General features: G+C 50.3%; 20 protein-coding genes. 13 read left to right on the top strand and 7 right to left on the bottom strand.

What is annotated here, in order from left to right:
• Positions 1 to 366, bottom strand: coding sequence for a hypothetical protein (locus tag GVY42_RS06095; RefSeq protein WP_078147295.1), 366 nt, complete (start codon positions 364 to 366; stop codon positions 1 to 3).
• Positions 367 to 501: 135 nt separating this feature from the next.
• Between GVY42_RS06095 and GVY42_RS06090 the strand changes: the two genes are divergently transcribed.
• Positions 502 to 933 (top strand): hypothetical protein, encoded by a 432-nt coding sequence (locus GVY42_RS06090; protein ID WP_078147294.1) that lies wholly within the window; start codon positions 502 to 504, stop codon positions 931 to 933.
• 228 nt (positions 934 to 1161) lie between these two features.
• On the top strand, positions 1162 to 1497 hold the full coding sequence (locus GVY42_RS06085) for a hypothetical protein (RefSeq protein WP_159562619.1): 336 nt from the start codon (positions 1162 to 1164) through the stop codon (positions 1495 to 1497).
• A 24-nt stretch (positions 1498 to 1521) separates the two neighbouring features.
• Here the strand turns inward: GVY42_RS06085 and GVY42_RS06080 are convergent, their stop codons facing one another.
• Positions 1522 to 2541, bottom strand: coding sequence for a DUF418 domain-containing protein (locus GVY42_RS06080; protein WP_159562618.1), 1020 nt, complete (start codon positions 2539 to 2541; stop codon positions 1522 to 1524).
• 151 nt (positions 2542 to 2692) lie between these two features.
• On the opposite strand from GVY42_RS06080, the gene GVY42_RS06075 reads away from it, so the two are divergent.
• Together GVY42_RS06075 and GVY42_RS06070 are read left to right on the top strand one after the other, a co-directional pair.
• Positions 2693 to 3157 (top strand): N-acetyltransferase, encoded by a 465-nt coding sequence (locus GVY42_RS06075; RefSeq protein WP_159562617.1) that lies wholly within the window; start codon positions 2693 to 2695, stop codon positions 3155 to 3157.
• Between the two features lie 11 nt (positions 3158 to 3168).
• The gene (locus GVY42_RS06070; RefSeq protein ID WP_031422891.1) at positions 3169 to 3816 is read left to right on the top strand and encodes a hypothetical protein; all 648 of its coding nucleotides are present in this window, start codon (positions 3169 to 3171) and stop codon (positions 3814 to 3816) included.
• Positions 3817 to 3854: 38 nt separating this feature from the next.
• Here the strand turns inward: GVY42_RS06070 and GVY42_RS06065 are convergent, their stop codons facing one another.
• Both GVY42_RS06065 and GVY42_RS06060 read right to left on the bottom strand, forming a co-directional pair.
• Entirely contained in the window at positions 3855 to 4355 is a 501-nt protein-coding gene (locus GVY42_RS06065) for a hypothetical protein (RefSeq protein WP_159562616.1), read from the bottom strand.
• A gap of 82 nt (positions 4356 to 4437) precedes the next feature.
• Positions 4438 to 4626, bottom strand: coding sequence for a hypothetical protein (locus GVY42_RS06060; protein ID WP_159562615.1), 189 nt, complete (start codon positions 4624 to 4626; stop codon positions 4438 to 4440).
• Between the two features lie 135 nt (positions 4627 to 4761).
• Here GVY42_RS06060 and GVY42_RS06055 point away from each other — a divergent pair, with 135 nt between their 5' ends.
• A complete protein-coding gene (locus tag GVY42_RS06055; protein WP_159562614.1) occupies positions 4762 to 6174 on the top strand; it encodes an NAD-dependent epimerase/dehydratase family protein in 1413 nt (470 codons plus the stop codon).
• A 133-nt stretch (positions 6175 to 6307) separates the two neighbouring features.
• The gene (locus GVY42_RS06050; RefSeq protein WP_236548932.1) at positions 6308 to 7864 is read left to right on the top strand and encodes a SulP family inorganic anion transporter; all 1557 of its coding nucleotides are present in this window, start codon (positions 6308 to 6310) and stop codon (positions 7862 to 7864) included.
• Here GVY42_RS06050 and GVY42_RS06045 read toward each other — a convergent pair.
• Both GVY42_RS06045 and GVY42_RS06040 read right to left on the bottom strand, forming a co-directional pair.
• On the bottom strand, positions 7861 to 8190 hold the full coding sequence (locus GVY42_RS06045; protein WP_078147286.1) for a YolD-like family protein: 330 nt from the start codon (positions 8188 to 8190) through the stop codon (positions 7861 to 7863). The two genes, GVY42_RS06050 and GVY42_RS06045, sit on opposite strands and share 4 nt — an antisense overlap.
• Positions 8187 to 9482, bottom strand: a complete 1296-nt coding sequence (locus GVY42_RS06040; RefSeq protein WP_159562612.1) for a DNA polymerase thumb domain-containing protein — start codon at positions 9480 to 9482, stop codon at positions 8187 to 8189. The genes GVY42_RS06045 and GVY42_RS06040 overlap by 4 nt, the downstream gene beginning before the upstream one ends.
• A 252-nt stretch (positions 9483 to 9734) precedes the next feature.
• Between GVY42_RS06040 and secA2 the strand changes: the two genes are divergently transcribed.
• The 6 genes from secA2 to GVY42_RS06010 all read left to right on the top strand — a co-directional run bounded on the left by secA2 (position 9735) and on the right by GVY42_RS06010 (position 19262).
• Positions 9735 to 12101 (top strand): accessory Sec system translocase SecA2, encoded by a 2367-nt coding sequence (secA2, locus tag GVY42_RS06035; protein WP_159562611.1) that lies wholly within the window; start codon positions 9735 to 9737, stop codon positions 12099 to 12101.
• Positions 12101 to 12904, top strand: a complete 804-nt coding sequence (locus tag GVY42_RS06030) for an SLAP domain-containing protein (RefSeq protein WP_074036331.1) — start codon at positions 12101 to 12103, stop codon at positions 12902 to 12904. The genes secA2 and GVY42_RS06030 overlap by 1 nt, the downstream gene beginning before the upstream one ends.
• A 133-nt stretch (positions 12905 to 13037) precedes the next feature.
• Entirely contained in the window at positions 13038 to 15791 is a 2754-nt protein-coding gene (locus GVY42_RS06025; RefSeq protein WP_159562610.1) for a bifunctional 2',3'-cyclic-nucleotide 2'-phosphodiesterase/3'-nucleotidase, read from the top strand.
• A gap of 186 nt (positions 15792 to 15977) precedes the next feature.
• Positions 15978 to 17420, top strand: a complete 1443-nt coding sequence (locus GVY42_RS06020) for a carbon starvation protein A (RefSeq protein WP_159562609.1) — start codon at positions 15978 to 15980, stop codon at positions 17418 to 17420.
• A 95-nt stretch (positions 17421 to 17515) separates the two neighbouring features.
• Entirely contained in the window at positions 17516 to 18187 is a 672-nt protein-coding gene (locus tag GVY42_RS06015; RefSeq protein ID WP_051829405.1) for a hemolysin III family protein, read from the top strand.
• Between the two features lie 157 nt (positions 18188 to 18344).
• Positions 18345 to 19262, top strand: a complete 918-nt coding sequence (locus tag GVY42_RS06010) for a proline dehydrogenase family protein (protein WP_012726871.1) — start codon at positions 18345 to 18347, stop codon at positions 19260 to 19262.
• A gap of 226 nt (positions 19263 to 19488) precedes the next feature.
• Here GVY42_RS06010 and GVY42_RS06005 read toward each other — a convergent pair whose 3' ends face one another.
• Positions 19489 to 20391, bottom strand: a complete 903-nt coding sequence (locus tag GVY42_RS06005) for an SDR family oxidoreductase (RefSeq protein ID WP_159562608.1) — start codon at positions 20389 to 20391, stop codon at positions 19489 to 19491.
• A 214-nt stretch (positions 20392 to 20605) separates the two neighbouring features.
• Between GVY42_RS06005 and GVY42_RS06000 the strand changes: the two genes are divergently transcribed.
• Positions 20606 to 23017, top strand: coding sequence for a 3-hydroxyacyl-CoA dehydrogenase/enoyl-CoA hydratase family protein (locus GVY42_RS06000; protein ID WP_159562607.1), 2412 nt, complete (start codon positions 20606 to 20608; stop codon positions 23015 to 23017).
• Positions 23018 to 23030: the final 13 nt, after the last annotated feature.

Genomic DNA, 23030 nt, shown 5'->3' with positions numbered 1-23030 from the left:
TTAGTTTCTAATACTCAGTTCTTTAGTTCTTAAAATTGTTATGATACTCATCGAGCTAATCCCGACCCCAAGCAATGCTATAATCGCTGTAAACATACCGTTTGGAATCATAAAACCAATAGGCAACATTCCTAAAAAAGATATAGCGATTACTCCCTGGTATGCAATGTTTAGATATGAAATAATTGGATTTGAAAAGAACGACATGATGAGTGGTGGAATAAATAATACGACAACAATTCCTAGCGACATAAATAATGTCATTTGTATCTCCGGTGTCATTTCACCCAATCGATTGATTTGTAAAGTAATAATAAATAGAGCTAACCCCATCATCAATAGTACCCATAAGATTTTTTTGATCATTTAAAGTCCCCTTTCGATTTTTAATTTTAACATTTAAACCCATTATATCCAAAATTAATCTTTATAAGTGCACAAATGCTTCATTACCATAATCCATGGAGAAAAAGAAATAAGTAATGCGTAGGTGAATAAACAGTGTCAAATAATTTAGAAACTTTAATTGTGTCAGGCCGGTTTAAAGAAGTAAAAGACATCTATCAAACTACTGATTTTGAAACATTTAAAAATGATTTATTAACTTTGGCGTATGATAATGAAAATCTGTCGAATTACTCCGTACTCGTCTATCTGTTATTGGACACAGAGGACGATAAATTACATGACTTAGCTTTTCAAGTCCTATCACAGCCCCTTTGCCACATTGAAGGGGCTTATACCTCTTCCTTATACCATGCTCAAAGAGCCGTGGATTTGACTGATGCTGCAGATGTGAAGCGCTTAGAGAACCTGTTATTTCTGAACATCGTCCCAGAAAAGATTGTAAGTGATGAACAAGCAAAGTCCATCGCGGAAAAAATTCTTGTTCTAGATCCAACAAATGAAGTTGCTAAAGACACTTTATATTAAACCTAGAAAATCATTTGTTCGCGTAGACCAATGGTTTTCTTTAGTTCGTGTCACTGAATAAGGGAATAACCAACTAGTCTCATCTAATCCACTTAAGCCATCAATTGTATGAAAGATAATCTGCACACCATTTTCATTTCTACGTTTCTCGACTGAATAAATCAAAAGGATATCCTCCTAATTTTGAATACGTATGCAGAATCTAACCTTAAACCTGGGGGCGAATGAATGAATAGGATTTGTGATTGTGAAAATTTGAAAAGAATCACTATAGAGGCGGATGTGGGGGCGGACCCGACATGGTGTGCGACCTGTCGATACAATATAGAATTGAATGAGTTTACGATTTCTGACCAATTGAAGCGTGATTTCTATGAATGGGTTAGTCGATTCGGAGAATGGATTGACTGGGACACGGATGCACTTGCTAAAGGATGGGAAATCAAGGTGGAGCAACATAATCGTGAAGGAGACTTACTTTCGAAGCGTTTACAAGGAGAGCTTGGTGAAGCATATGAAATTGAATTCACTCCTGCAAACACAATTGAGGAAGGACACTTTTGACAGCTGTCCTTCCTCAACATTACATTATTTTGACGATAGGATACCTTGTCCGAAGCGAGAGTATGTCCCAAGCCGCCATACCTTTTCCATCGGTCCGTATGTGAAACGGCGAAGCCATACCATACTGAATACGATCAATACGGCGTTGATGACGATTGCCCATAGTCCTGTTTCAATCGTTGTGAACGTCTGTCCGAATGTAGCAACAGTCACCATAAGTGCAGTCTGAAGCAAGTAATTCGTCAACGCCATACGACCAAACGCTTGAAGTGGGGCGAACCAGGAACGTGTCGTCCGTAGTTGACTCATATTGATAAGGATGGTGATATAGAACGCCGCTAAAAAGGGAGCTGACCAATTCGAATAGTCGAGCATACGGATATATGCTTGAATTTCTTCATTAGTCGGGGTGTAGCCGACATTGAAATACGATAAGCTTGGTAAATTCGTATATTGTAGCCAGACAAATCCGGCGGATAAAATACCGGTAACGACCAGTCCGACCTGCCAACGTACCCGGTGCGTATGGACGTGACGAAACACCTCATACTGCCCCGCTGCAAGCCCGAGCAAGATGAGAGCAAGCGGCATTAACAGTTTCGTGCCGGTATAAGCGAGTACAGCTAGTCCAATCAGACCTAGAATCAAATTAACTGACCGAGGAAGACGGTATGCGAACAGGAGGAGTAGCCCGCTCACGGCATAAATCGTTAGCGCCTCCCCCGGCTGAAATTGCATATGAATCAAGCCGAAGCCGAGTAAGAGGAGCAATCGTTTCGTAAATAAAACGTATGCGCGATCTCCACGTTCTATTGCTCGGTAGATAAAGAGATAAAACCCGACGCCAAACAAGAATGAGAAGATCATAAAGAACTTCCCGTCGATGAAGATGTGAAGGGCGTATATATAATAATGTTCCATGACGGTGTTTGGGTCGCTCGGACGTAATAAACTGAGGATGTTCATAAAAACAATCCCGAATAAGGCGAAGCCTCGTAGTGTATCGAGGACATTGATTCGTTCATGTGATGGTGTGGCTTTCATATAGATGTCTCCTTTCAATTTCCTCTTCCGAGTATGAAGGGAGCACCTTACATATAATCTGCGGCAACCTTACAAAATCCTGAACTTCACTAGAAACAGTGATTCCAAAAATTGTATGTTACACTAAGGGAAAACGATTAGGGGTAAACAGATGACCATTCATTTTGCCAGGATGACGGGACCAGAAATCGCGAATTATGTGACTTGGTTGATTGACGATTATGCAAAAGATGTCGCGCGCAACTATCAACTTCCGATGGTGTTGGCACAAGAGGAATCGACTCAATTGATTCGGGACCTCTTCCCAGACAATCAACCCGGGGAAGGGCAGACGATTGTTCATGTGATGAACGGAGATATTCGTGTCGGAATTTTGTGGTATGCGTTTCAAGCTGAATCGAAACGCATCTTCATTTATCACATTTTGATTGAAGAGACCTACCGTGGGCAAGGGTATGCGACAGCAGTGTTTGAGAAACTTGAAAGAGTTGCCTCAGAAGAACTTGGCGCAACATCCATTGGACTAAGTGTATTCGGTACGAATCCAGACGCACAGCGATTATATAAACGACTCGGATTCCAAGAAGCGTCCATCGCCATGAACAAACAGTTATGAGAGGAGTCGACATGAAACGTTACTTGAAGTGGCTTTTGGCCGGATTTGGTGTGATTGTGATTGGGGTGGCGGGGTTGGTATTTGCCTTTTATCGGTCGATGCAACCAGATCCCGATGAGGAAGCAAAAGTGATGAAGATGGCTGAATCATATGTACTCGAGCGATTCAAAGATGCTGAAGTGACAGAAGACGTATTATTCGACAACATGGGAAACTTTCCGTTTGAGTATGCGGCGATTGTGGTGGATTCGGTGACGGGAACGGAATTTTATGTTTACGAGAATGAATCGACCGGAGAAATCGTTGATACGTTTCTCTCATCCAAATGGGAAGATGCGGTCACAGAGGCGATTGAAGATTCGATTGATACGGCGTTTGGTGCAGACGTCACCTATGTCGTCCTATATGACGAAGAAAGTATCCGACAACTCGATGTCTCCTCGGCAAATCCAATCGCCTATCAGACAGCCGACGTTTCGCCGACAATCTTATTGACGCTTCATCGGGAGCCGGAAGCCGATGACGAAGAGCGCGTTCGGACGTGGATGTCTGCGTTACAAGAGAACGACATCCTGAAGCGAGCCGAGATTCGTGTTGACTATACCGCTAAAAACGGAGAACTTCTTGATGATGGTACTGGTTTAGATTTATCGTTTTAAAAAAGAATCCCACTCTCCAATCGGAAAGTGGGATTTGTTCAGTCAAACACTCGACTGATCCAGCGTTTGAAAAAGGGTTGGCCTGATTGTGTCACGCTATGATTGTCGAGCTCCACCTCTTCGATCGTCTCATTCGGAGACCTCAATTGAATCGTCATCTCGTCACCAAGCCCGGTCGTGACACCACTCTCAAATTGAAGATTTCTTGTCACATAAGCATTTGCGTATAGAAGTCCACCTTTTTCGTCCACTTGTACCTCCTGAATCGTATAGTGGAATTGCTCGACCCAATCCCGCTGACCGAGGAGGAGCCGGACGACGTCATCTTCGTGTGACAGTTTCGTTCGCTCGATATTCTCAAGAGGAGTATGCGCTTCAATCGCCTCTCGCTGCGCTTCTAAGATATCTTTGAAGTGATGTGTCGCAGCTTCTGTCGTCCATGCAGCGGAACCTGTCTTCGACTCGGTCGCATAATGGAAAAGAGCAAATCCAATCAAGGCGAATAACGCCACAACACCTACTCGTTTGAACTGTTTCATTGTCGAGCTCCTTCCATATCAATTCAAGATTGAAGACGTTAAAAGGTTGTCAATGGACCTCGCGATTACTCGAGAATGTGACTTATTGACCGGTGATTTGATCCAACCAATTCGCGACCAAGTCCGCACTGCCATCTTGGAACATAAATATGGATACCCCGACCATCACAAGTCCGACTAAAATCAGTCCACCTTGTTTCGCGCTACTTGCAATCCCTCGCACGATGAGGATTACTCCCAATCCAAGCAAAAGAAAGTACCAAAATCCCATGAATATCCCTCCTTTTTCTAATTATTCTCATTTTAGTATGAATCGGTCGAGCAGGCTCTACATACTTAGACTGATTTATCTTTTAAAAAAGAAGGGTACATTACCTCTATGCGAATAATTAGGGGAGTGACCATTATGCGAAAAACGATTGTCATTGCGGGGGCGAGCGGCTATATCGGCTCGAACGTGATGGAGCAGCTGAAGGAAGAGTATGACATCATCGCGTTATCGCGATCGACGAAGAATAAAGAAGATGAGGCCCATATCACGTGGCGTGCCTGTGATTTGTTTTCATATGAGGCAACAAAAGAAGCATGTGAGGGCGCGGATTACGCGATGTTCCTCGTGCACTCGATGATTCCGGATGGCGGCTTGACGCAGGCGACGTTCGAGGACATGGACGCGCTCATTGCCGATAACTTCGCCCGGGCGACGAAGGCGAACGACATTGAGCAGATCGTCTATTTGAGTGGGATCATCCCGAAACAAGAGAAGACGTTGTCGCGTCACTTGAAGAGTCGACTTGAGGTCGAACGCATTCTCGGTGGTCAGGGCGTGCCGGTGACGACGATACGGGCGGGACTCATCATTGGTCCGGAAGGTTCGTCGTTCCCGATTTTAGCGAAGCTCGTCAAGCGTTTGCCGTCGATGATCTTGCCACGATGGACGAAGACGGAAACACATCCGATCGACATCCGGGAAGCCGTTCAGGCGCTCATCTCGGTCGTCGGTGCCGAGTCGCTTTATGACCGTCATATCGACATCGGGGGTCCTGAGGTGATGACGTATCGGAAGATGATCGAGCAGACGGCCGAAGTCATGGATAAGCGTCGCGTCTTGATCGACTTCCCGTTCCCGACAATCAAACTGTCGCGCCTGTGGGTCATGGCGGTCACGGGTGAACCGAAGGCGACCGTCTATCCGCTTGTCGAGAGCATGGGACACGCGATGGTCGCAGAAGACACGGTCGAAGGTATCGGCCAGGGAGAGATTCCGTTCAAAGAGGCGGTCGAACATGCGCTTGAGGAAGAAGAGAAACAGTCCTCGGGAGGTAAGAAGAAAAAGCAACCGAAATCGTATACCGTCCGTTCGATTCAGCGGTTCGGTCTGCCGGAAGAAAAGTCGGCGCTTTGGATGGCGGACACGTACTTTGAGTGGCTCGGTCGTTTTATGTATCCGTTCATTCAGACGACGAAAGAAGACGATGATTGGGAGATCGCGCTGCTTGATCCATCGTTCGTCGCGCTTCATCTATCTCTCGAACAGGAAGCGACGGACGATATGGCGTCCTTTGCGATTGACGGGGGCAAGTTCGTCAAGTTGAGTGAAGAGGATCAGACAGGGCGTCTCGAGTTTAGACGCTTACCGGATTCGGATGAAGGACTCGTCGCCATCCATGAGTTCGTACCGGCCCTCCCGTGGTGGTTCTATACGAAGACGCAGGCGAAAGCTCATCTCGTCGTCATGTGGTTATTCGGTCGTCATGTGAAGTTGCTGGCGAAAGACGCGGAAGATGGCGATCAAGTCGTAGAGGCTCCGACGAATTGAAGGGAGACGCATCGAAAGGTGCGTCTTTTTCTTTTGTACATTCTGTTAACGTTTTTCTCAAACCGTTTACAAGCCCTCTTTCCAGGCGTACACTGAACTCGCTTTTGAACTGATTGGAAAGAAGGAATGTATGATGCAAGACTCACTCTCCACACGTGAGATGTGGCAAAAGGACATCTCGGCCGGAATTACAGTTGGCGTCGTCGCCATCCCGCTCGCCATGGCATTTGCCATCGCCTCGGGCGTCCCGCCGGTGTATGGGCTCTACACGTCCATCTTCGCAGGAATCCTCGTCAGCCTGTTCGGAGGTTCGACGTTCCAAATTGCCGGACCGACGGGAGCGTTCATCCCGATCGTCTCGGGTGTCGTCCTCGCATATGGATATGAAGGGTTACTCGTCACGACCGTTCTCGCCGGAATTTTGCTGCTCCTCATGAGCGTGCTCCGGGTCGGACGGCTCATCCGCTTCATGCCCCGGGCCGTCACCATCGGTTTCACGGCCGGGATTGCGGTCGTCATCTTCGTCGACCAGCTCGATGAGTTGTTAGGGGTCACGTTTGAGAAGGCGCCACATTTTCACGAGAACTTGCTTCGCCTCGGTCAAGCGTTGCCCGAAGCGTCCGTGTGGCCGATCGTCATTGCCGGAATCGGCTTTTTGACGCTTTGGCTCGTACCGAAGCTGCCGTTCCGTTTACCGCTTTTACTCATGGCGATGCTCGTCCCGACGTTTGTCAGTGTCCTCATCCCGGGTGAGGTCGCGACGATCGGAAGTGCATACGGCGGCATCCCGAGCGGACTGCCAACATTCAACTGGCTCACAATCGACCTAGACTTGATTACAACGCTCCTCCCGTCCGCATTCGCCATCGCCTTCCTCGGTGCACTCGAGTCGCTTCTTTCGGGAACGGTCGCCGACGGGATGGCGGGGACGAAGATGAAGCCGGACAAGGAACTGTTCGGGCAAGGGCTTGCGAACGTGATCACACCGTTCTTTGGTGGGATCCCGTCGACAGGTGCCATCGCCCGGACGGCGACAAACATTCAGGCGGGAGCGGTCAGCCGACGTGCCGGTGTCATCCACGGGATCACGGTCCTCATTGCGGTCTTAGTCCTCGCGCCGTTCGCGAGTTACGTGCCACTCGCTGCACTCGCTCCGATCTTGATGCGGGTCGCCTGGAACATGTCCGAACGCCATCACGTGATGGCGATGTTACGTCATCGTTCATCCGAGTCGCTCGTCCTTCTCGTCACGCTACTGTTGACGGTATTCGTCGACTTGGTCGTCGCCGTCGAGGTCGGCGTCATCTGTGCGCTCGCGCTCTTCGCGAAACGAATGGCCGATACGATCGATGTGCGTGAACGGACAGAACGGTACGTCACGCGAGACGGCCAAATCGTCTTCAGTGTCGAAGGTCCACTCTTTTTCGGTGCAGTCGAGTTGTTCGAGCACGTCCTCCATCACATCCATCGGGAACCGAACGTGTTCATCTTCAACTTTCACCGCTGCCCCGTCATCGATGTGACCGCGGTCGAAGAGTTGCGTCGTGTCGTCACCGAGCTGAAAGCAGCCGACCGGCATGTCATCTTCGCGCATCTGTCGCCATCGGTCCGCGCGACGCTTGCTCACTATGGGCTACTCGACGGGATTGAAACGTTCGAGACGACCCAAGAAGCGATCGAGGCATCTTAACGAACAGACAAGATGTCGCCGAACGGGACGCGGCGCACCTCGCCATCGAACAGCTCGACCTCGCGCTCGGCATAATAGATGGCGTGAACGTAGCCGCGCATGCTTGTCGTCAAGCCGTCTACGAACAAGGTCACCTCGACTTGGTCGCCTTCACGGATGGCCCGTTCGAGCTCGGTCTGCCAAAGATAGAGGAGCTGTTCGTCCAAGTCGGGTAGTTCAATCTTTTGGATTTGGGCATAATAACGTTTCAGTAGGGCGACGTGCTCGGGCATGAGAAATGGGATCCATTTCAACTCACCCCGGTCACGATAGCGGGTCTTGCTCATGAGGAATCGCCTCCTTGTTTATGTCCGCCGATTAAACGTTGGCGCGTCCGGAGCGGACTGTCTTTCAGTAGGCTCGACGCCGGTCGGATCGTGCCGCGACCGAACCGGACGTTCAGGCCATCAATCAAATCGAGGAAGTCGAGCCGTTTCGCCTTCGCCCATTCGTCTTCGAAGAACGATAACTGGACGTGATCGCTCCGTGGCTCGAGCTTGCCGAGAGCGACCGAGACGTAACGGACGGCCTCCGTCTCTTCCCAGCCGTCTAAAAATAGCTGCAATAAGATCGGGAGAAACTCTTGCTCGTCCGCTGTGAAGCGGGGGAGCTTCTTTTGTTTACTGAAGCCACCCCGGTCGCTCGTCCGCGTATAGCGCACCCCGAGATGGATCGTCCCTCCGACGAGTCCCGCTTGCCTGGTTCGCATGCCGACTTCGACCGCGATCGCTTGTAAGACGAGCCGGATTGCGGAATACGTCGTGTAGTCTTTCATGAGGGTGATGCCGTGTCCGATCGACTTCGGTCGCATCCGTTTCGCACCGAACAAGGAGCTCGCCGGCAGGATGGTCGGCGACTCGTCGATGCCCCAGGCGTGATGCCAAAGTTCTGCACCGATGACACCGAACTTTTCATGAAGGGATTCGAGTGGGTAGCGGGCCAAGTCCCCAATCGTCCAGATGCCGAGCCGCTGCAGGTGGACCGCCATCTTCGTCCCGACGCCCCACATCTTCTCGATTGGCGCCGGATGGATGAGCCGTTCGACGTCTTGGAGAAGGCACGTGACGACACCTTCCTTTTTTGCATGCAAATCGAGGACGAGCTTGGCGAGGACGTTGTTCGGTCCGATGCCGATGGTGACGGGAATGCCTGTATAGCGAAAAATCGTCGCACGCATGAGGTGGGCGACGTGCTCGTCATTTCCGAACAGCCGCTCCGTCCCGCTCATGTCGACGAGCGTTTCATCAATCGAATAGACGCGAATCGCCTCGGGCGGGGCGAACTGATGCAGGATGTGGATGATTTGAATGGAAACGTTCAAATAATGACTCATCCGCGCCTCGGCATACAAAACGTCTCGTCGTTCGTGCCACGGGAGGCGGTCGATGTGGAAGCGACGTGACCCGGTCTTGATTCCGAGCCGCTTCATTTTCGGGGTCGCCGCGAGGACGAGTGCCCCGCTGTCCTGGAGGTTCGAGAGGACGACGAGCTTTGTCTTGTAAGGATTTTTGTTGCGCGCGGCACACTCGCAACTGGCATAGAACGAGACGCTGTCGATACAAAAGATTCGTCTGCGCATCGTCACCACTCCCTTTTACGAACAAACGTTCTGTTTTTTTCATCGTAACACGGTCTCACGTCATCTCAAATAGTGAATTGAAAATATTTTTACAAATACTTTTTGAAAATTAACCAAAATTTATAGGTTTTCACGTGTCAAAAAACCAACTTTTAGGAAGTTTTCGTAAAAAAGTCTCCGAATTGGTTCGATTTTCGTTATAATAGACGGGTATGTAAGTGATGAATTGATAGAAAGATGGAGGCTATTAGTGTGATCCAATTTGTAAAACAGTTAACGAATGATCAAAGCCGGCGTTTGAAAGCGTACGAACGACGGGTCGCGCGTATTAATGAATTAGAGACAACGATGAAAGCCCTCTCGGATGACGAGATGCGTACATATACGGAGACGCTCAAAGCACGTCTCTTGGATGGAAAGAAAGTGGACGACATCGCGGAAGAAGGGTTCGCTCTCGTCCGCGAAGCGTCAGTCCGTGTGCTCGGAATGCGTCACTATGACGTCCAGCTCATCGGTGGGTTCGCCCTCCTCGAAGGGAACATCTCGGAGATGCCGACGGGGGAAGGGAAGACGCTCGTCGCCGCTTTGCCGAGTTACGTCAAGGCGCTCGAAGGAAAAGGCGTCCACGTCATCACGGTGAACGATTATTTGGCGAGACGTGACGCGGAACAGATCGGGAAGATCCATGACTTCCTCGGGTTGACGGTCGGTTTGAACGTACCAGACATCGAAGCGGACGAGAAGCGTTCCGCATATCAGGCAGATATCACGTATGGGGTCGGGACAGAGTTCGGGTTTGACTACTTGCGTGACAACCTTGTCCATAAGCCGGAAGAACGGGTCCAACGTCCTTTCCATTTCGCCATTGTCGATGAAGTCGACAGCATCTTGATCGATGAGGCGAAGACGCCGCTCATCATCGCGCAGAAGGACCGGTCACATATCCGGTTGAAACAGTTGGCACAACAGATCATTTCTGAGTTCGAGGAGACCGACTACGAGGTCGACCTCGAGTCGAAATCTGCGACGTTCACGGAAGCAGGGATCGTCAAGATTGAAGAGCTGTTCGCCATCGATAACCTGTTCAGCGCCTCACACCAGGTGCTCTATCACTATCTCGTCCAGGCGCTCCGTGCGAACGTCTTGTTTGAGCTTGACGTCGACTATATCGTCCGAGAAGACAAGATTGAACTCATCGACTTGTTCACGGGACGCATCATGGAAGGACGAAGCCTGTCGGAAGGGTTGCATCAGGCGCTCGAGGCGAAAGAAGGCGTCACCATCACCGAAGAGAACAAGACGACGGCGGAGATTACGATTCAGCACTATTTCCGCATGTATCCGCTCGTTGGGGGGATGACGGGGACGGCCCAGACGTCGCGCCAAGAGTTCTTGAAGACGTACAACATGGACGTCGTCCAAGTGCCGACGAACCGCGAACGTCAACGTGTCGACCATCCGGACCGCATCTTCATGACGACCGAGCAAAAGTATGCGGCGGTCACTGAGAAAGTAGCGGAACTGCATACGACGGGACGACCGATCTTGATCGGGACGACCTCGATCGCACAATCGGAAGCCATCAGCAAGCATTTGAAGAAGAAGCGGATCGAGCATGACGTGTTGAACGCGAAGACGGTCGCTCAGGAAGCGGATATCATCGCGGACGCCGGTCAATTCGGCAAAGTGACGATTGCAACGAACATGGCCGGACGTGGAACGGACATCACGCTCGACGCAAAAGCGAAGGAAGCGGGCGGTCTCTTCGTCATCGGAACGGAGCGGCATGAGTCAAAACGTGTCGACAACCAGCTCCGCGGTCGTTCGGGACGTCAAGGCGACCCCGGTGCGACCGAGTTCTTCGTCTCGCTCGAAGATGAGATCGTGAAACGTTATGCGGCGCAGAAACTAGAACGCGTGGAGAAAAAGTTGAAGCCGAGTGCGACAGGTGAGGTCTCAACGAAAGATGCGATCGAGATCATCGAATATGCGCAGACGACGATCGAAGGACTCGGCGTCTCGATTCGGGACTACTTGTTCAAACTCGATGACGTCTTGAACGAGCAACGGAATATCATCTATACGATTCGTAATCAGGCCGTCAACGCCGATGCCGATGCCATCACGAAAAACGTCCTCGGCATGATGCGCCTCGCCCTCGAGAACAGCATCGATATGCATGTGTCGGATGAACTCGTGCCTGAGGAATGGCCAATCGATGAGTTGAAAGATGATTTACGCTACTTGACGATGCAGGAGCCGACATGGGCAAAAGACATCGCCGATACGCGTGAACTGAAGGATGCATTAAACGACTGGATGGAGGCGATCATTGCTACGACGGCGTCACGCCTCGAACAGGATGACATCGTCCTCTTCGCGAAAGAATCGCTTCTCCGTGCCGTCGACATGAAGTGGACGGACCATTTGACGACGATGAGCGGATTGAAAGAAGGGATCGGTCTTCGCAGCTACGGTCAGGAAGACCCGAGCCGTCAGTTCGGAAAAGAAGGACTCGAAATCTTCGAACAGACATATATCAATATCGCACGGGATGTCACGACGGAACTATGCCAACTCGACCGTTACTTCGCCGAGATGGCAGAGGAGGAAGTATAATGCTAGGATTTCGTAAACGTAAACAGATTGAGACAGGAAATAAAGAGGAAGGGCGCCAATTGACGCTCGTCATCGACGATGCGATGGGGATCCCGAAAGAGGACGAGTACGTCTTCCGTTATCATGCGAAACGACTCCCTCCACTTCTCGACAATCAACTCTCAATTGAGTTGTTGAATGCCGAATCGCTCGGGCATGATTTGTCGATCGTGGCGTTGTTCCGCAACACGCTTCCGAGCTCGTTCGAAATCAACGAATTGCCGGTCCTCTTGTTAGACGCGAATAACGTCCCGATCGGCCGGAAAGTCCTCGGACGTTCTGAATTGCCGAGCTTTGAGGCGTGGACGAGCAAACCGGTTTATTTGGACTTCTTCTTAGATGAGATGTTCGGAGAAATAGAATCCTACGACTCGCTTCGACTCGTCTTCCAAATGAACCCGATCGATCCGCTTCAGCCCGTGTCATCGGAAGAAGAAGCAAAGTTCTCGAAGGTTGCATGGCAACAGCTCATGCGGACGAACATCTCGACACCGCCAGTCGGAGAGAACGAGTTCAACTTGATGCTCGTGTCGGTGGAGAAGGAAGAGACGGACGTCACGGCGACGATTCTCCTTCGCAACGGCTACGACCGCCACTTGAACGTTGAGAAACTCCCGCTTGAACTCGTGAGTGGGGAGGACGTGGTTGGCTTCACGATGATTCGTCTCGAAGAGTCGGTCTACGGTAAACATGCGTACCCGGTATCAGTCACATTTGAAGAAATTGACGGAGATGGACCGTTTACTGTTCGTATCAAACAATAATAGGATGATAGACCTAATTTTTGTAAAGGAAATTAGGTCTATTTTTATACAAAAATTTAATAGGAGGGAAAGACAGCTGGTGTTATATTGAATATGGTTAGACAATTATCAACCAGAAAAAGGGGACAATCACATGAAAACCGCATTGAAATGGTCGATCGCGACTGCGCTCGTGTTACCAACCGTTTTGCCGCTACAGGCACCGAACGTCTTGGCAGAAGTGGACGAGGATATCGTCAAGCTCCGTTTCTTAGAGACGACAGACTTACATACGAACATCACGAACTACGACTACTTCCAAGACAAGGTCGATAACACGATCGGATTGACGAAAGTCGCGACACTCATCAATGAACATCGTACAGCCGCTGGGGAAACGAACACATTCTTGTTCGATAACGGGGATACGATTCAGGGGACACCGTTTGGCGATTACGTCCGTGAGAGCCAAGCTGGAAAAAATGAAGCGTTCGAACATCCGATGTACAAGGCGATGGCGGCATTGAACTACGATGCCGTCACACTCGGGAACCATGAATTCAACTTTGGTCTCGAATTCTTATACAACGCGATGGAGGGGTCGAAAGGGAAACTGCGTTTCGTCAACTCGAACGTCAAAGATTTAGAAGGCAACCCGATCGTCTCGAAGTTCAACGTGGATGGACAAGAGGTCCAAATCATCGAACGAACGGTCACAGACCTGGATGGGGAAACACATGCGATCAAAGTCGGCGTATTCGGAGTCGTCCCTCCGAAAATCATGTCATGGGATTCGGGGAACCTTCAAGGTCGTGTGACGGCAGAGGATATCATCCCGTCCGCACGTGAAGCAGTACAAAAATTAAAAGGCCAGGGAGCGGACGTCGTCGTCGCCCTCGCGCACTCAGGGATTGGTGACAGTGCAGCGCTCGCGGATGAGCAACTCGACAGCGAAGAGAACGTCGGTTACGCACTCACGAAGATTGACGGGCTCGACATGGTCATGACGGGACACCAACACGGTCGCTTCCCGGATGCGAAAGGCATGTTCGCTTCGTTCCCGAACGTCGATATGACGAAGGGGACAATCAATGGCAAACCGGTCGTCATGGCGAACAACCAAGGGAAGGACCTCGGCGTCATCGACTTTGAACTTGAACTCGTGGATGGGAAATGGCAAATCGTTGATGCGTCAGCAGCACTCGATACGGTGACGGCTGATACGGTGGTCGACCCGACGATTCAAGCGTTGATCGAAGACGACCACTTGGCGACAATCGACTATATCAACCAACCGGTCGGTGAGATTCAAGATGACATCCAAAGCTACTTCGCACTTGTCCGTGACGACGCATCGGTTCAGTTCGTGACGAACGCACAGAAGTGGTATGTCGAGAAAGAACTCGAGACGAACCCAGAACTTTCTGCTTATAAAGAGTTACCACTCTTGTCAGCAGGCGCACCGTTCAAAGCGGGTGGTCGTGAATTGACAGATGCGAGCTACTATACGAATATCCCGAAAGGGCAAATTGCTTTGAAAAACGTCGCGGACCTTTACGTGTATCCGAACACGCTCGAAGTCGTCAAAGTGACAGGAAAAGATGTCATGGATTGGCTCGAGATGTCAGCGGGTGCGTTTGACCAAATCGAAGAAGATGGCGAAAACTTACTCAACCTTCAATTCCGTAGCTACAACTTCGATATTCTCGACGGTTTGACGTATGAGATCGATGTCACGGGTCCTGCGATGTTCGATGTCGGCGGGAAGCTCGTCAATGCGAACGCGAACCGCGTGAAGAACGTCGAGTACAACGGACAACCGATCAAAATGGACCAAGAATTCTTGGTTGCGACGAATAACTATCGCGCGGGTTCTTCATCGTTCCCAGGTCTCGGTGGCGGGAAGAACATCGTCTATCGCTCAGCGTATGAGACACGTAACGTCATCTCGGACTATATTGTGTCGAGTGGCAGTAACTTAGACTACAAAGCCGACAACAACTGGAAGATTGTCGCGGATGCGAAACGTTCGGTGACATTTGAAACAGCGGATGCGGGTAAGCAGTACTTGAACCTTTATGAAGGTATCGAAGCGACGGACGCGACGCGTGAAGATGCGGCAGGCCGCCTCTTCCGGACCTATACGGCAGAGCTCGAAGTGGCGCCAACTGACTTGACGCTCGCGGTCGATGTCATCAAACCGGGTGCGAAAGTCGTGACTGGGAAGACGGCTCCATCTGCAAACGTGACATTAAAAGATGGCAAAACGGTTCTCGCGACAACGACAGCCGATGCAGAAGGCATGTACCGTTTGACGGTCAAACCGCTCAAACTCCGTCAGTCATTGACGATTGAAAGCGAATTGAATGGGAAGACGATGACGGAAACGAAAGTCGTCGGTGCAGGTTTTGTCGGAACGCCAGCTATCTCGAAACGTTTGACGTACACGAATACAACCGTGTTGACTGGAAAAACGACGGAAGGGGCTACGCTCGTCCTTAAACGAGACGGGAAAAAAGTAGACTATGCGAAAGCTGACGAGAATGGGAACTTCACATTCAAGAGAAGTACAGGATTCTTTGCAGCAAAATATGAAATCGAAGCGAAAGATGTATCAGGAAAAGTAGTCAAGACAACATCGTTCGAGTTAAAAAATGGATCAATCGTGACACCGAAGACGACGAAAGGTGTGAAGGCCGGCACACGCGCCTTGATCGGGAAAACAACACCGGGTGCGACGGTCGTCTTGAAAGACGCGAAAGGCAAGCAAGTCGCCAAAGTACAGGCGAGCTGGACAGGAACGTACACGTTCACGTTCAAAAAAGGCCTTACGAAAGGGACTTACAAAGTCATCGCAAGCGGATCGAACGGTTCTGGTGCAAAACAATCGACTCTCAACTTGAAATAAGTACGGAACGGCGTCCAATTCGGGCGTCGTTTTTTGTCGAATAAAAGTGTCTAAAATGTGAATGAAAGCCCTTACATTATCATTAACTCTTATGTATAATCAGACATGTAATCGGTTACATGACACGTGTAAACCGAAGAGCTGATGGGGTTTCGGCTACATATGTACGGAAAAGGGGACTGACAGATGATTACATTCTTCGTCGCACTCGCACTACTTTTGGTCGGGTATTTGGTATACGGTCGTTACGTTGAGAAGACGTTCGGCATCAAGGAAGAGCGGACGACGCCCGCCTATGCGTCTCAGGACGGCATCGACTACGTGCCGATGGGCAAAAAACGGAACTCGATGATTCAATTGCTCAACATCGCCGGTGTCGGACCAATCTTTGGACCGATTATGGGGGCGCTCTACGGACCGGTCGCCTTCCTTTGGATCGTGTTCGGATCGATCTTTGCCGGTGCGGTTCATGACTATTTGACAGGAATGATTTCCCTTCGAAATAACGGGGCACACTTGCCACAACTAGCGGAGAAGTTTCTCGGACGTTCACTTCGCCATATCGTCAATGGATTTGCACTTTTACTTTTACTTCTTGTCGGGACGGTGTTCGTCACGTCTCCGAGTAACATGATCAACAACTTGTTCGATGGGAATGCAACGACGCTCACCATCGTCATCTTCGCTGTGTTCGCTTACTACATCTTGGCGACGCTTCTTCCGGTCGATAAGATCATCGGACGCATCTACCCGTTCTTCGGGGCACTACTCGTCATCAGTGCCATCGGGATCGCGGTCAGTTTGTTCGCTCAAGGATATCAGATTCCAGAGATGACATTGACGAACATGCATCCGGACGGCTTGCCGATCTGGCCGCTCCTCTTCTTTACCATCTCATGTGGGGCGCTCTCTGGTTTCCATGCGACACAGTCGCCGATCATCTCGCGGACGACGATGAAAGAAAGCAACGGTCGTGAAATCTTCTACGGCATGATGATCGCCGAAGCGGTCATCGCGATGATTTGGGCTGGAGCGGCGATGGCCATCTTTGAGCCAGGTGAATTGCTTGGACTCATCAGTGCGGGCACTCCGGCACTCGTCGTGCAAGAAGTGGCGACACTCATGCTCGGCAGCATCGGCGGGACACTCGCGATTCTCGGAGTCATCGTCTTACCGATCACGTCAGGAGACACGGCATTCCGTAGCGCACGGATGATTATCGCGGACTACATGTCAATCGCACAGAAGAAGTTCTCGTCGCGTCTTTGGATCGCGCTTCCACTCTTCGCGATCTCATACGTGCTCACGAACATGGACTTCCAAATGCTTTGGCAATACTTCAACTGGGCGAACCAGACGACGGCGGTCATCGCACTCTTTGTCGGGGCGATGTACCTCTACATTAAAGGGAAAAACCACTACATCGCGCTCCTTCCGGGGACATTCATGTTGTATGCAGTCTGGTTCTACATCTTGACGGCGCCGATCGGCTTCAAGCTGGACGGAGTCCTTCCGTACGTCATCTCGACACTCGGCACGTTGACGCTTCTCGTCTTGTTCCACAAACGGGCACGCGCGATGCGGGCAGCACAAATGGAATGTGACGTTCCGGTGAAAGAAGTCGCATAATCTCGACACGGGCTAATCGGTAGCCCGTGTTTTTGATTGCGTTAAAATCGGGAAATGTCCATACTAGAAGGAACAGTTACGGAAGGTGGGAGCACATGAAACAAGAACAACTCAAAGAGATGCTCCATGCCGACACGCTCGGGGAAGAAATTGCGAGCGCGATCACGCACGGCTTAGGAGTCATCTTCAGCATCGTCGCCCTCGTCTTGCTCGTCATGAGCGCCACAGAGAGTGGGAGCACGTGGAACGTCACCGCGGTCAGTGTATTCGGGGCATCGATGATTTTACTTTATCTCTTCTCGACACTCATGCACGCCATCCCGCATCCACGGGCGAAACGGGTGCTGCAAGTGTTCGATCATGCGGGGATTTACTTACTCATAGCCGGAAGTTATACACCGTTTGCGCTCGTGACCCTTCACGGGACGCTCGGCTGGACGTTGTTCGGGATCGTGTGGGGTGTCGCGATTCTCGGGATCGTGTGGAAACTATTTTCGACCGGAAAGTACATGTGGGTGTCCAATGTGACATACCTCGCACTTGGCTGGATCTGCATCATCGCCATCCGTCCGTTGTATGAATCACTCGGTCATCAAGGGTTCATGCTTCTCCTCGCAGGAGGGATCGCCTATTCGGTCGGTATCGTGTTTTACGTGTGGCAAAAACTGCCGTTCAACCATGCCATTTGGCACTTGTTCGTCCTAGCGGGAAGCGTGTTCATCTTCCTCAGTATTTTACTCTATGTCGCACCTTCGACAAGCCTATAAGACAGCCGTCCTACGGGGCGTCTGTCTTTTTTGAAAAGTTGGGAAGAAAGTGCTGCAAACGGTTACAAAAATACAGACGAAATGACGTTTGTGTGTCATAATAATTGCAGACATCATCATAGAGATAGATGGGTGTAAAAGTAAGGGGGAAAATCAGATGGAAAAAGTGTTGCGCGATGGATTTATCTACATGTCACAAAACAAAACACTCAACAGTTTGGCAAAGAAATATGGCCTACGATTTGGTGCATCACGCTTTGTAGCAGGGGAAGACTTTAAGGCTTCTGTCCCGACGATTCGCGAACTCAACGCGAAAGGGTTGTCGGTCACGGTCGATCATCTCGGGGAATTTATTAAGACGGTCGAAGAGGCGAATACGAATCGCGACGAGATCATGCGTGCGATTGAAATTATGGCAGAAGAGCAATTAGACGCCTATATGTCACTCAAGCTGACGTCACTCGGATTCGATATCTCGGACGAGTTGATTGAAGACAACATGCGTCAAATTTTGACGGTCGCACAACGAGTCGGGGTCTTTGTGGCCATCGATATGGAAGATGAGCAGCGCTGTGAGAAGACGCTCGAATTGTTCAAAAAGCTGAAGTCTGAATTCGACGGTCTCGGAACGGTCATCCAGTCGTACTTGTACCGCTCGGAAGATGACATCAATCATCTTGCGCCGCTCAAGCCGAACCTCCGCATCGTCAAAGGGGCATATAAAGAGCCGGCGACGGTCGCGTTCCCTGAAAAAGAGGACGTGGACCATAACTACGTGAAGCTCGTCAAACTCCATCTTGCGAACGGGAACTACGCATCCATCGCGACACACGATGACCATATGATTGACGCCATCATCGAGCACGTCAAAGAGAACAACATTCCGCTCGACCAGTTCGAGTTCCAGATGTTATATGGCATCCGCGTCGAGCGTCAACTCGAGCTCGTGCGCCAAGGATACAAAGTCCGTGTCTACGTGCCATACGGTCGTGACTGGTACGGCTACTTCATGCGCCGTCTCGCGGAACGTCCGGCAAACGTGGCGTTCGTGTTAAAAGGAATGGTGAAGAAATAAAATGAGCACGAACGTCCGTCGAGGATGTTCGTGCTTTTTGATGTATGGAAAACGTCGATGCGTTCGATCTTCTAAATTGAGGAGGTGCTACGATTTGTTGTTTTCGTCCTCACTTACCCAAAACTCCGGACCGATTTGATCGGACAGCCAAAAGAAAAGTTCTTGATGTTCTTCTGGATGAACTGCACAAAAAGAAGACTCAGCTACGAACTGAGTCTTCGATCAATTATCCATTAATCACGGTTCCACCATTTACGTGGATGACTTGACCACTGACGTATGTCGAATCATCGCTTGCGAGATAGACATACGCCGGTGCGAGTTCGGCCGGTTGCCCCGGTCGTTTCATCTCTGCTGAATCGCCGAACGATTTCACCTTCTCCGCGTCAAACGTTGAAGGGATGAGCGGTGTCCAAATCGGTCCCGGGGCGACCCCGTTGACGCGAATCTTCTTGTCCGCCAAGTTTTTGGCGAGCGAGCGGGTGAATGCCGTGATGGCACCTTTCGTCGACGCATAGTCAATCAATTGGTCGTTTCCTTCATAGGCTGTGATCGAGGTCGTATTGATGATGCTCGCTCCTTCTTTTAAGTAGGGGAGCGCTGCTTTCGTTAAGTAGAACATGCTGAAGATATTCGTGCGGAACGTCTTCTCGAGTTGATCGTCCGAGATGTCGAGAAGCGATTCCTGCGGATGTTGTTCGGCAGCGTTATTGACGAGGATGTCAATCCGACCGAACGTCTCGAGCGTCTCTTCAACGACTCGTTGACAGAAAGAAGATTCGCCGAGGTCGCCTTGAAGCAAGAGACAGGCTTGACCTAAGTCCTCAATCCGTTCTTTCGTCGCTTCCGCGTCCTCGAGTTCGTTTTGGTCTTTATAGACGATGACGGAGTTCGCACCTTCATGGGCGAAGAAGATGGCGACCGACTTTCCGATCCCGGAATCCCCACCGGTGATGATCGCGACCTTGTCTTTTAACTTGTCACTTCCTTTATAGTCTTCCCGTTCATAGATCGGGAAAGGTTCCATCTTCGAATCGATTCCCGGTTGGTGCGACTGTTCTTGGGCTTTCTTCTTAAACGACTCAAAGTCCTTTCGGCTACCGACAGTGTTTAAACGATTATCATGCATGTATACATTCCCCTTTCTAAATTTGACTCTTGTTGTCTATACCACACACATTAAAAACTAATCGTTCATTCAAAAAATGGAATGAAATTGAAAAATGAACGCTTGCGAATGAATGTTCATTCATTTATGATAGAAGAGTAAACACGATGGTGATTGCGATTTTTTTTACGCGTGAAATGAATCACTATTCATTCTCATTTTAGGGGGGAACACTATGACGAGTCACATCGAACAATCAACCGACCTCCGTTTGACGAACTCAATTCGTTTTGCGGTCGTCATCGGTTCAGGAGTAATGGGGGCGGGGATTGCGGCTCACTTGGCGAACGCGGGGATTCGTTCGCTCATGCTCGACATCGTACCACGTGAATTGACAGCCAAAGAGGAAGCGAAAGGGTTGACGCTCGAGTCGCCGGAAGTACGCAATCGCATCGCCTCAGAAAACCGTCAAAAGCTATTGAAACAAAATCCAGCACCACTCGCGACAGCGGAACATCTCAACTTCATCGAAGTCGGGAACTTAGAAGATGACTTAGAGCGTTTGAAAGAAGCGGATTGGGTCATCGAAGTCGTCGTCGAACGTCTCGACGTGAAGCAACAACTCTTCGAGAAGATTGCACCTTACATCCGTGAAGACGCGATTCTCAGCTCGAACACGTCAGGGATCTCAATCGAAGCGATGGCAAGTGCCCTTCCGGAAGGATTGAAATCACGCTTCCTCGGCACGCACTTCTTCAACCCACCGCGTTACTTGAAGTTGCTCGAACTCATTCCGACGGAGAAAACAGCCCGTCCGGTCATCGACTTCATGTCACGTTTCGCTGAAGATCGTCTCGGCAAAGGTGTCGTCGAAGCAAAAGACACACCGAACTTCATCGGGAACCGGATTGGGACGTATGGTCTTCTCGTCACGTTTGAAGAGATGCTCAAGCAAAACGCTTCAATCGGAGAGATGGACTCGATCACAGGTCCACTCATCGGTCGTCCAAAATCAGCGACATTCCGCACACTCGACGTCGTCGGAATCGACACATTCGTCCACGTGGCGGGGAACGTCTACGAGACACTCGAATCAGGGGAAGAGAAGGACACGTTCGACGTTCCGAAAGAAATGAAGCAACTCGTTGAAAAAGGTTGGATCGGACAAAAGGCTGGTCAAGGCTTCTATAAGAAAGAAGGCAAGGTCATCCAGGAGTTGAATCTTCAGACGTTCGAATACGAACAATTGAAAGCGATTACAGGTCCTGAGCTCGATCAAATTAAGTCACTTCCTGGCTCGAAAGCAAAATTGAAAGGTGCCATCTTGAACAAAGGTCGCGTCGGCCAATTGCTCTGGCCAATCACGGCGAAGACGCTCGCTTACTCGGCACGTCTCACTGGTGAAATCGCCGATACGATCGTTGCGATTGACGATGCGATGAAGTGGGGCTTCGGTTGGAAGTTTGGACCGTTCGAGATGTGGGATGCCCTCGGTGTTGAGAAATCAGTCGAGCGTATGAAAGTGGAAGGCTATGACGTCCCGGCATGGATCGATGAGATGCTTGCTGCAGGCAATACGTCATTCTACAAGGGAGACCAGTATTACGATAAAGCGTCGAAGACGTATGTCGAGAAGACCGTCAACCCGAAAGAATTGAAACTCAAGCCGCTCGCAAAATCAAACGGCATCATTTTAGAAAATGGTGGCGCACGCCTCGTCGATATCGGTGATGACGTGGTCGCACTCGAATTCACATCACCAAACAACGCGATCGGTGTCGACATCATGCAGATGATCGAACAGTCGATCGATCGTGTCGAGCAAGACTTCAAAGGAATGGTCCTTGCCAACGACGGCAAGAACTTCTGTGTCGGTGCGAACCTTGCGATGATGCTTATGGAAGCCGAAGACGAGAACTGGTTCGAACTCGATTGGATCATCAACAAGTTCCAACAAGTCGTTCAAAAGATTCGTTATTCAAGTCGTCCGGTCGTTGCTGCACCGTACGGTATGACGCTCGGTGGTGGAACGGAAATCAGCTTACCGGCAGCCCGTATGCAAGCCGCACTTGAGACATACATGGGTCTTGTCGAAGTCGGTGTCGGCCTCATCCCTGGTGGGGGCGGAAACGTCAACACGTACCGTCGACTCCTTGAGCAGACACCAAAATCGATGCAAAACATCGAGAAGGCTGCGCAACAGACGTTCGAGAACATCGCGATGGCGAAAGTATCGAAGTCGGCATTTGATGCGAAAGCACTCGGTTACCATCGTGCGGTCGACGGCATCTCGATGAACCGCGACCACTTGACGTTCGATGCGAAACAAACGGTCCTTGAACTGGCTGACGGGTACACGGCACCGGTTCGTGAGAAGTTACCGGTCGTCGGTCAAACAGGTAAAGCGACGCTCGAACTCGCGGCGTACGAAATGTTCTACGGTGGTTATATTTCAGAGCACGATTTGAAGATTGCGAAGAAACTCGCACACGTCATCAGTGGTGGCGACTTGGCATACGGTACGCTCGTCGATGAGCAGTACTTCCTTGACATCGAGCGCGAAGCTTTCTTAAGCCTCATCGGGGAGCCGAAGTCACAACAACGGATGCAACACATGCTCGTGAAAGGCAAACCACTACGGAACTGATAAAGGGGGACAA

Source organism: Exiguobacterium sp. 8A (assembly GCF_902506275.1).
Classification (GTDB): Bacteria; Bacillota; Bacilli; order Exiguobacteriales; family Exiguobacteriaceae; genus Exiguobacterium; species Exiguobacterium profundum.
This window is presented reverse-complemented; position numbering and strand designations above follow the sequence as displayed.

Excerpts from the sequence above, each read along its gene's own strand:
- GVY42_RS06095 (WP_078147295.1), bottom strand. The coding sequence starts at position 366 with ATGATCAAAAAAATCTTATGGGTACTATTGATGATGGGGTTAGCTCTA.
- GVY42_RS06085 (WP_159562619.1), top strand. The coding sequence starts at position 1,162 with ATGAATAGGATTTGTGATTGTGAAAATTTGAAAAGAATCACTATAGAG.
- GVY42_RS06080 (WP_159562618.1), bottom strand. The coding sequence starts at position 2,541 with ATGAAAGCCACACCATCACATGAACGAATCAATGTCCTCGATACACTA.
- GVY42_RS06075 (WP_159562617.1), top strand. The coding sequence starts at position 2,693 with ATGACCATTCATTTTGCCAGGATGACGGGACCAGAAATCGCGAATTAT.
- GVY42_RS06070 (WP_031422891.1), top strand. The coding sequence starts at position 3,169 with ATGAAACGTTACTTGAAGTGGCTTTTGGCCGGATTTGGTGTGATTGTG.
- GVY42_RS06065 (WP_159562616.1), bottom strand. The coding sequence starts at position 4,355 with ATGAAACAGTTCAAACGAGTAGGTGTTGTGGCGTTATTCGCCTTGATT.
- GVY42_RS06060 (WP_159562615.1), bottom strand. The coding sequence starts at position 4,626 with ATGGGATTTTGGTACTTTCTTTTGCTTGGATTGGGAGTAATCCTCATC.
- GVY42_RS06055 (WP_159562614.1), top strand. The coding sequence starts at position 4,762 with ATGCGAAAAACGATTGTCATTGCGGGGGCGAGCGGCTATATCGGCTCG.
- GVY42_RS06050 (WP_236548932.1), top strand. The coding sequence starts at position 6,308 with ATGCAAGACTCACTCTCCACACGTGAGATGTGGCAAAAGGACATCTCG.
- GVY42_RS06045 (WP_078147286.1), bottom strand. The coding sequence starts at position 8,190 with ATGAGCAAGACCCGCTATCGTGACCGGGGTGAGTTGAAATGGATCCCA.
- GVY42_RS06040 (WP_159562612.1), bottom strand. The coding sequence starts at position 9,482 with ATGCGCAGACGAATCTTTTGTATCGACAGCGTCTCGTTCTATGCCAGT.
- GVY42_RS06030 (WP_074036331.1), top strand. The coding sequence starts at position 12,101 with ATGCTAGGATTTCGTAAACGTAAACAGATTGAGACAGGAAATAAAGAG.
- GVY42_RS06025 (WP_159562610.1), top strand. The coding sequence starts at position 13,038 with ATGAAAACCGCATTGAAATGGTCGATCGCGACTGCGCTCGTGTTACCA.
- GVY42_RS06020 (WP_159562609.1), top strand. The coding sequence starts at position 15,978 with ATGATTACATTCTTCGTCGCACTCGCACTACTTTTGGTCGGGTATTTG.
- GVY42_RS06015 (WP_051829405.1), top strand. The coding sequence starts at position 17,516 with ATGAAACAAGAACAACTCAAAGAGATGCTCCATGCCGACACGCTCGGG.
- GVY42_RS06010 (WP_012726871.1), top strand. The coding sequence starts at position 18,345 with ATGGAAAAAGTGTTGCGCGATGGATTTATCTACATGTCACAAAACAAA.
- GVY42_RS06005 (WP_159562608.1), bottom strand. The coding sequence starts at position 20,391 with ATGCATGATAATCGTTTAAACACTGTCGGTAGCCGAAAGGACTTTGAG.
- GVY42_RS06000 (WP_159562607.1), top strand. The coding sequence starts at position 20,606 with ATGACGAGTCACATCGAACAATCAACCGACCTCCGTTTGACGAACTCA.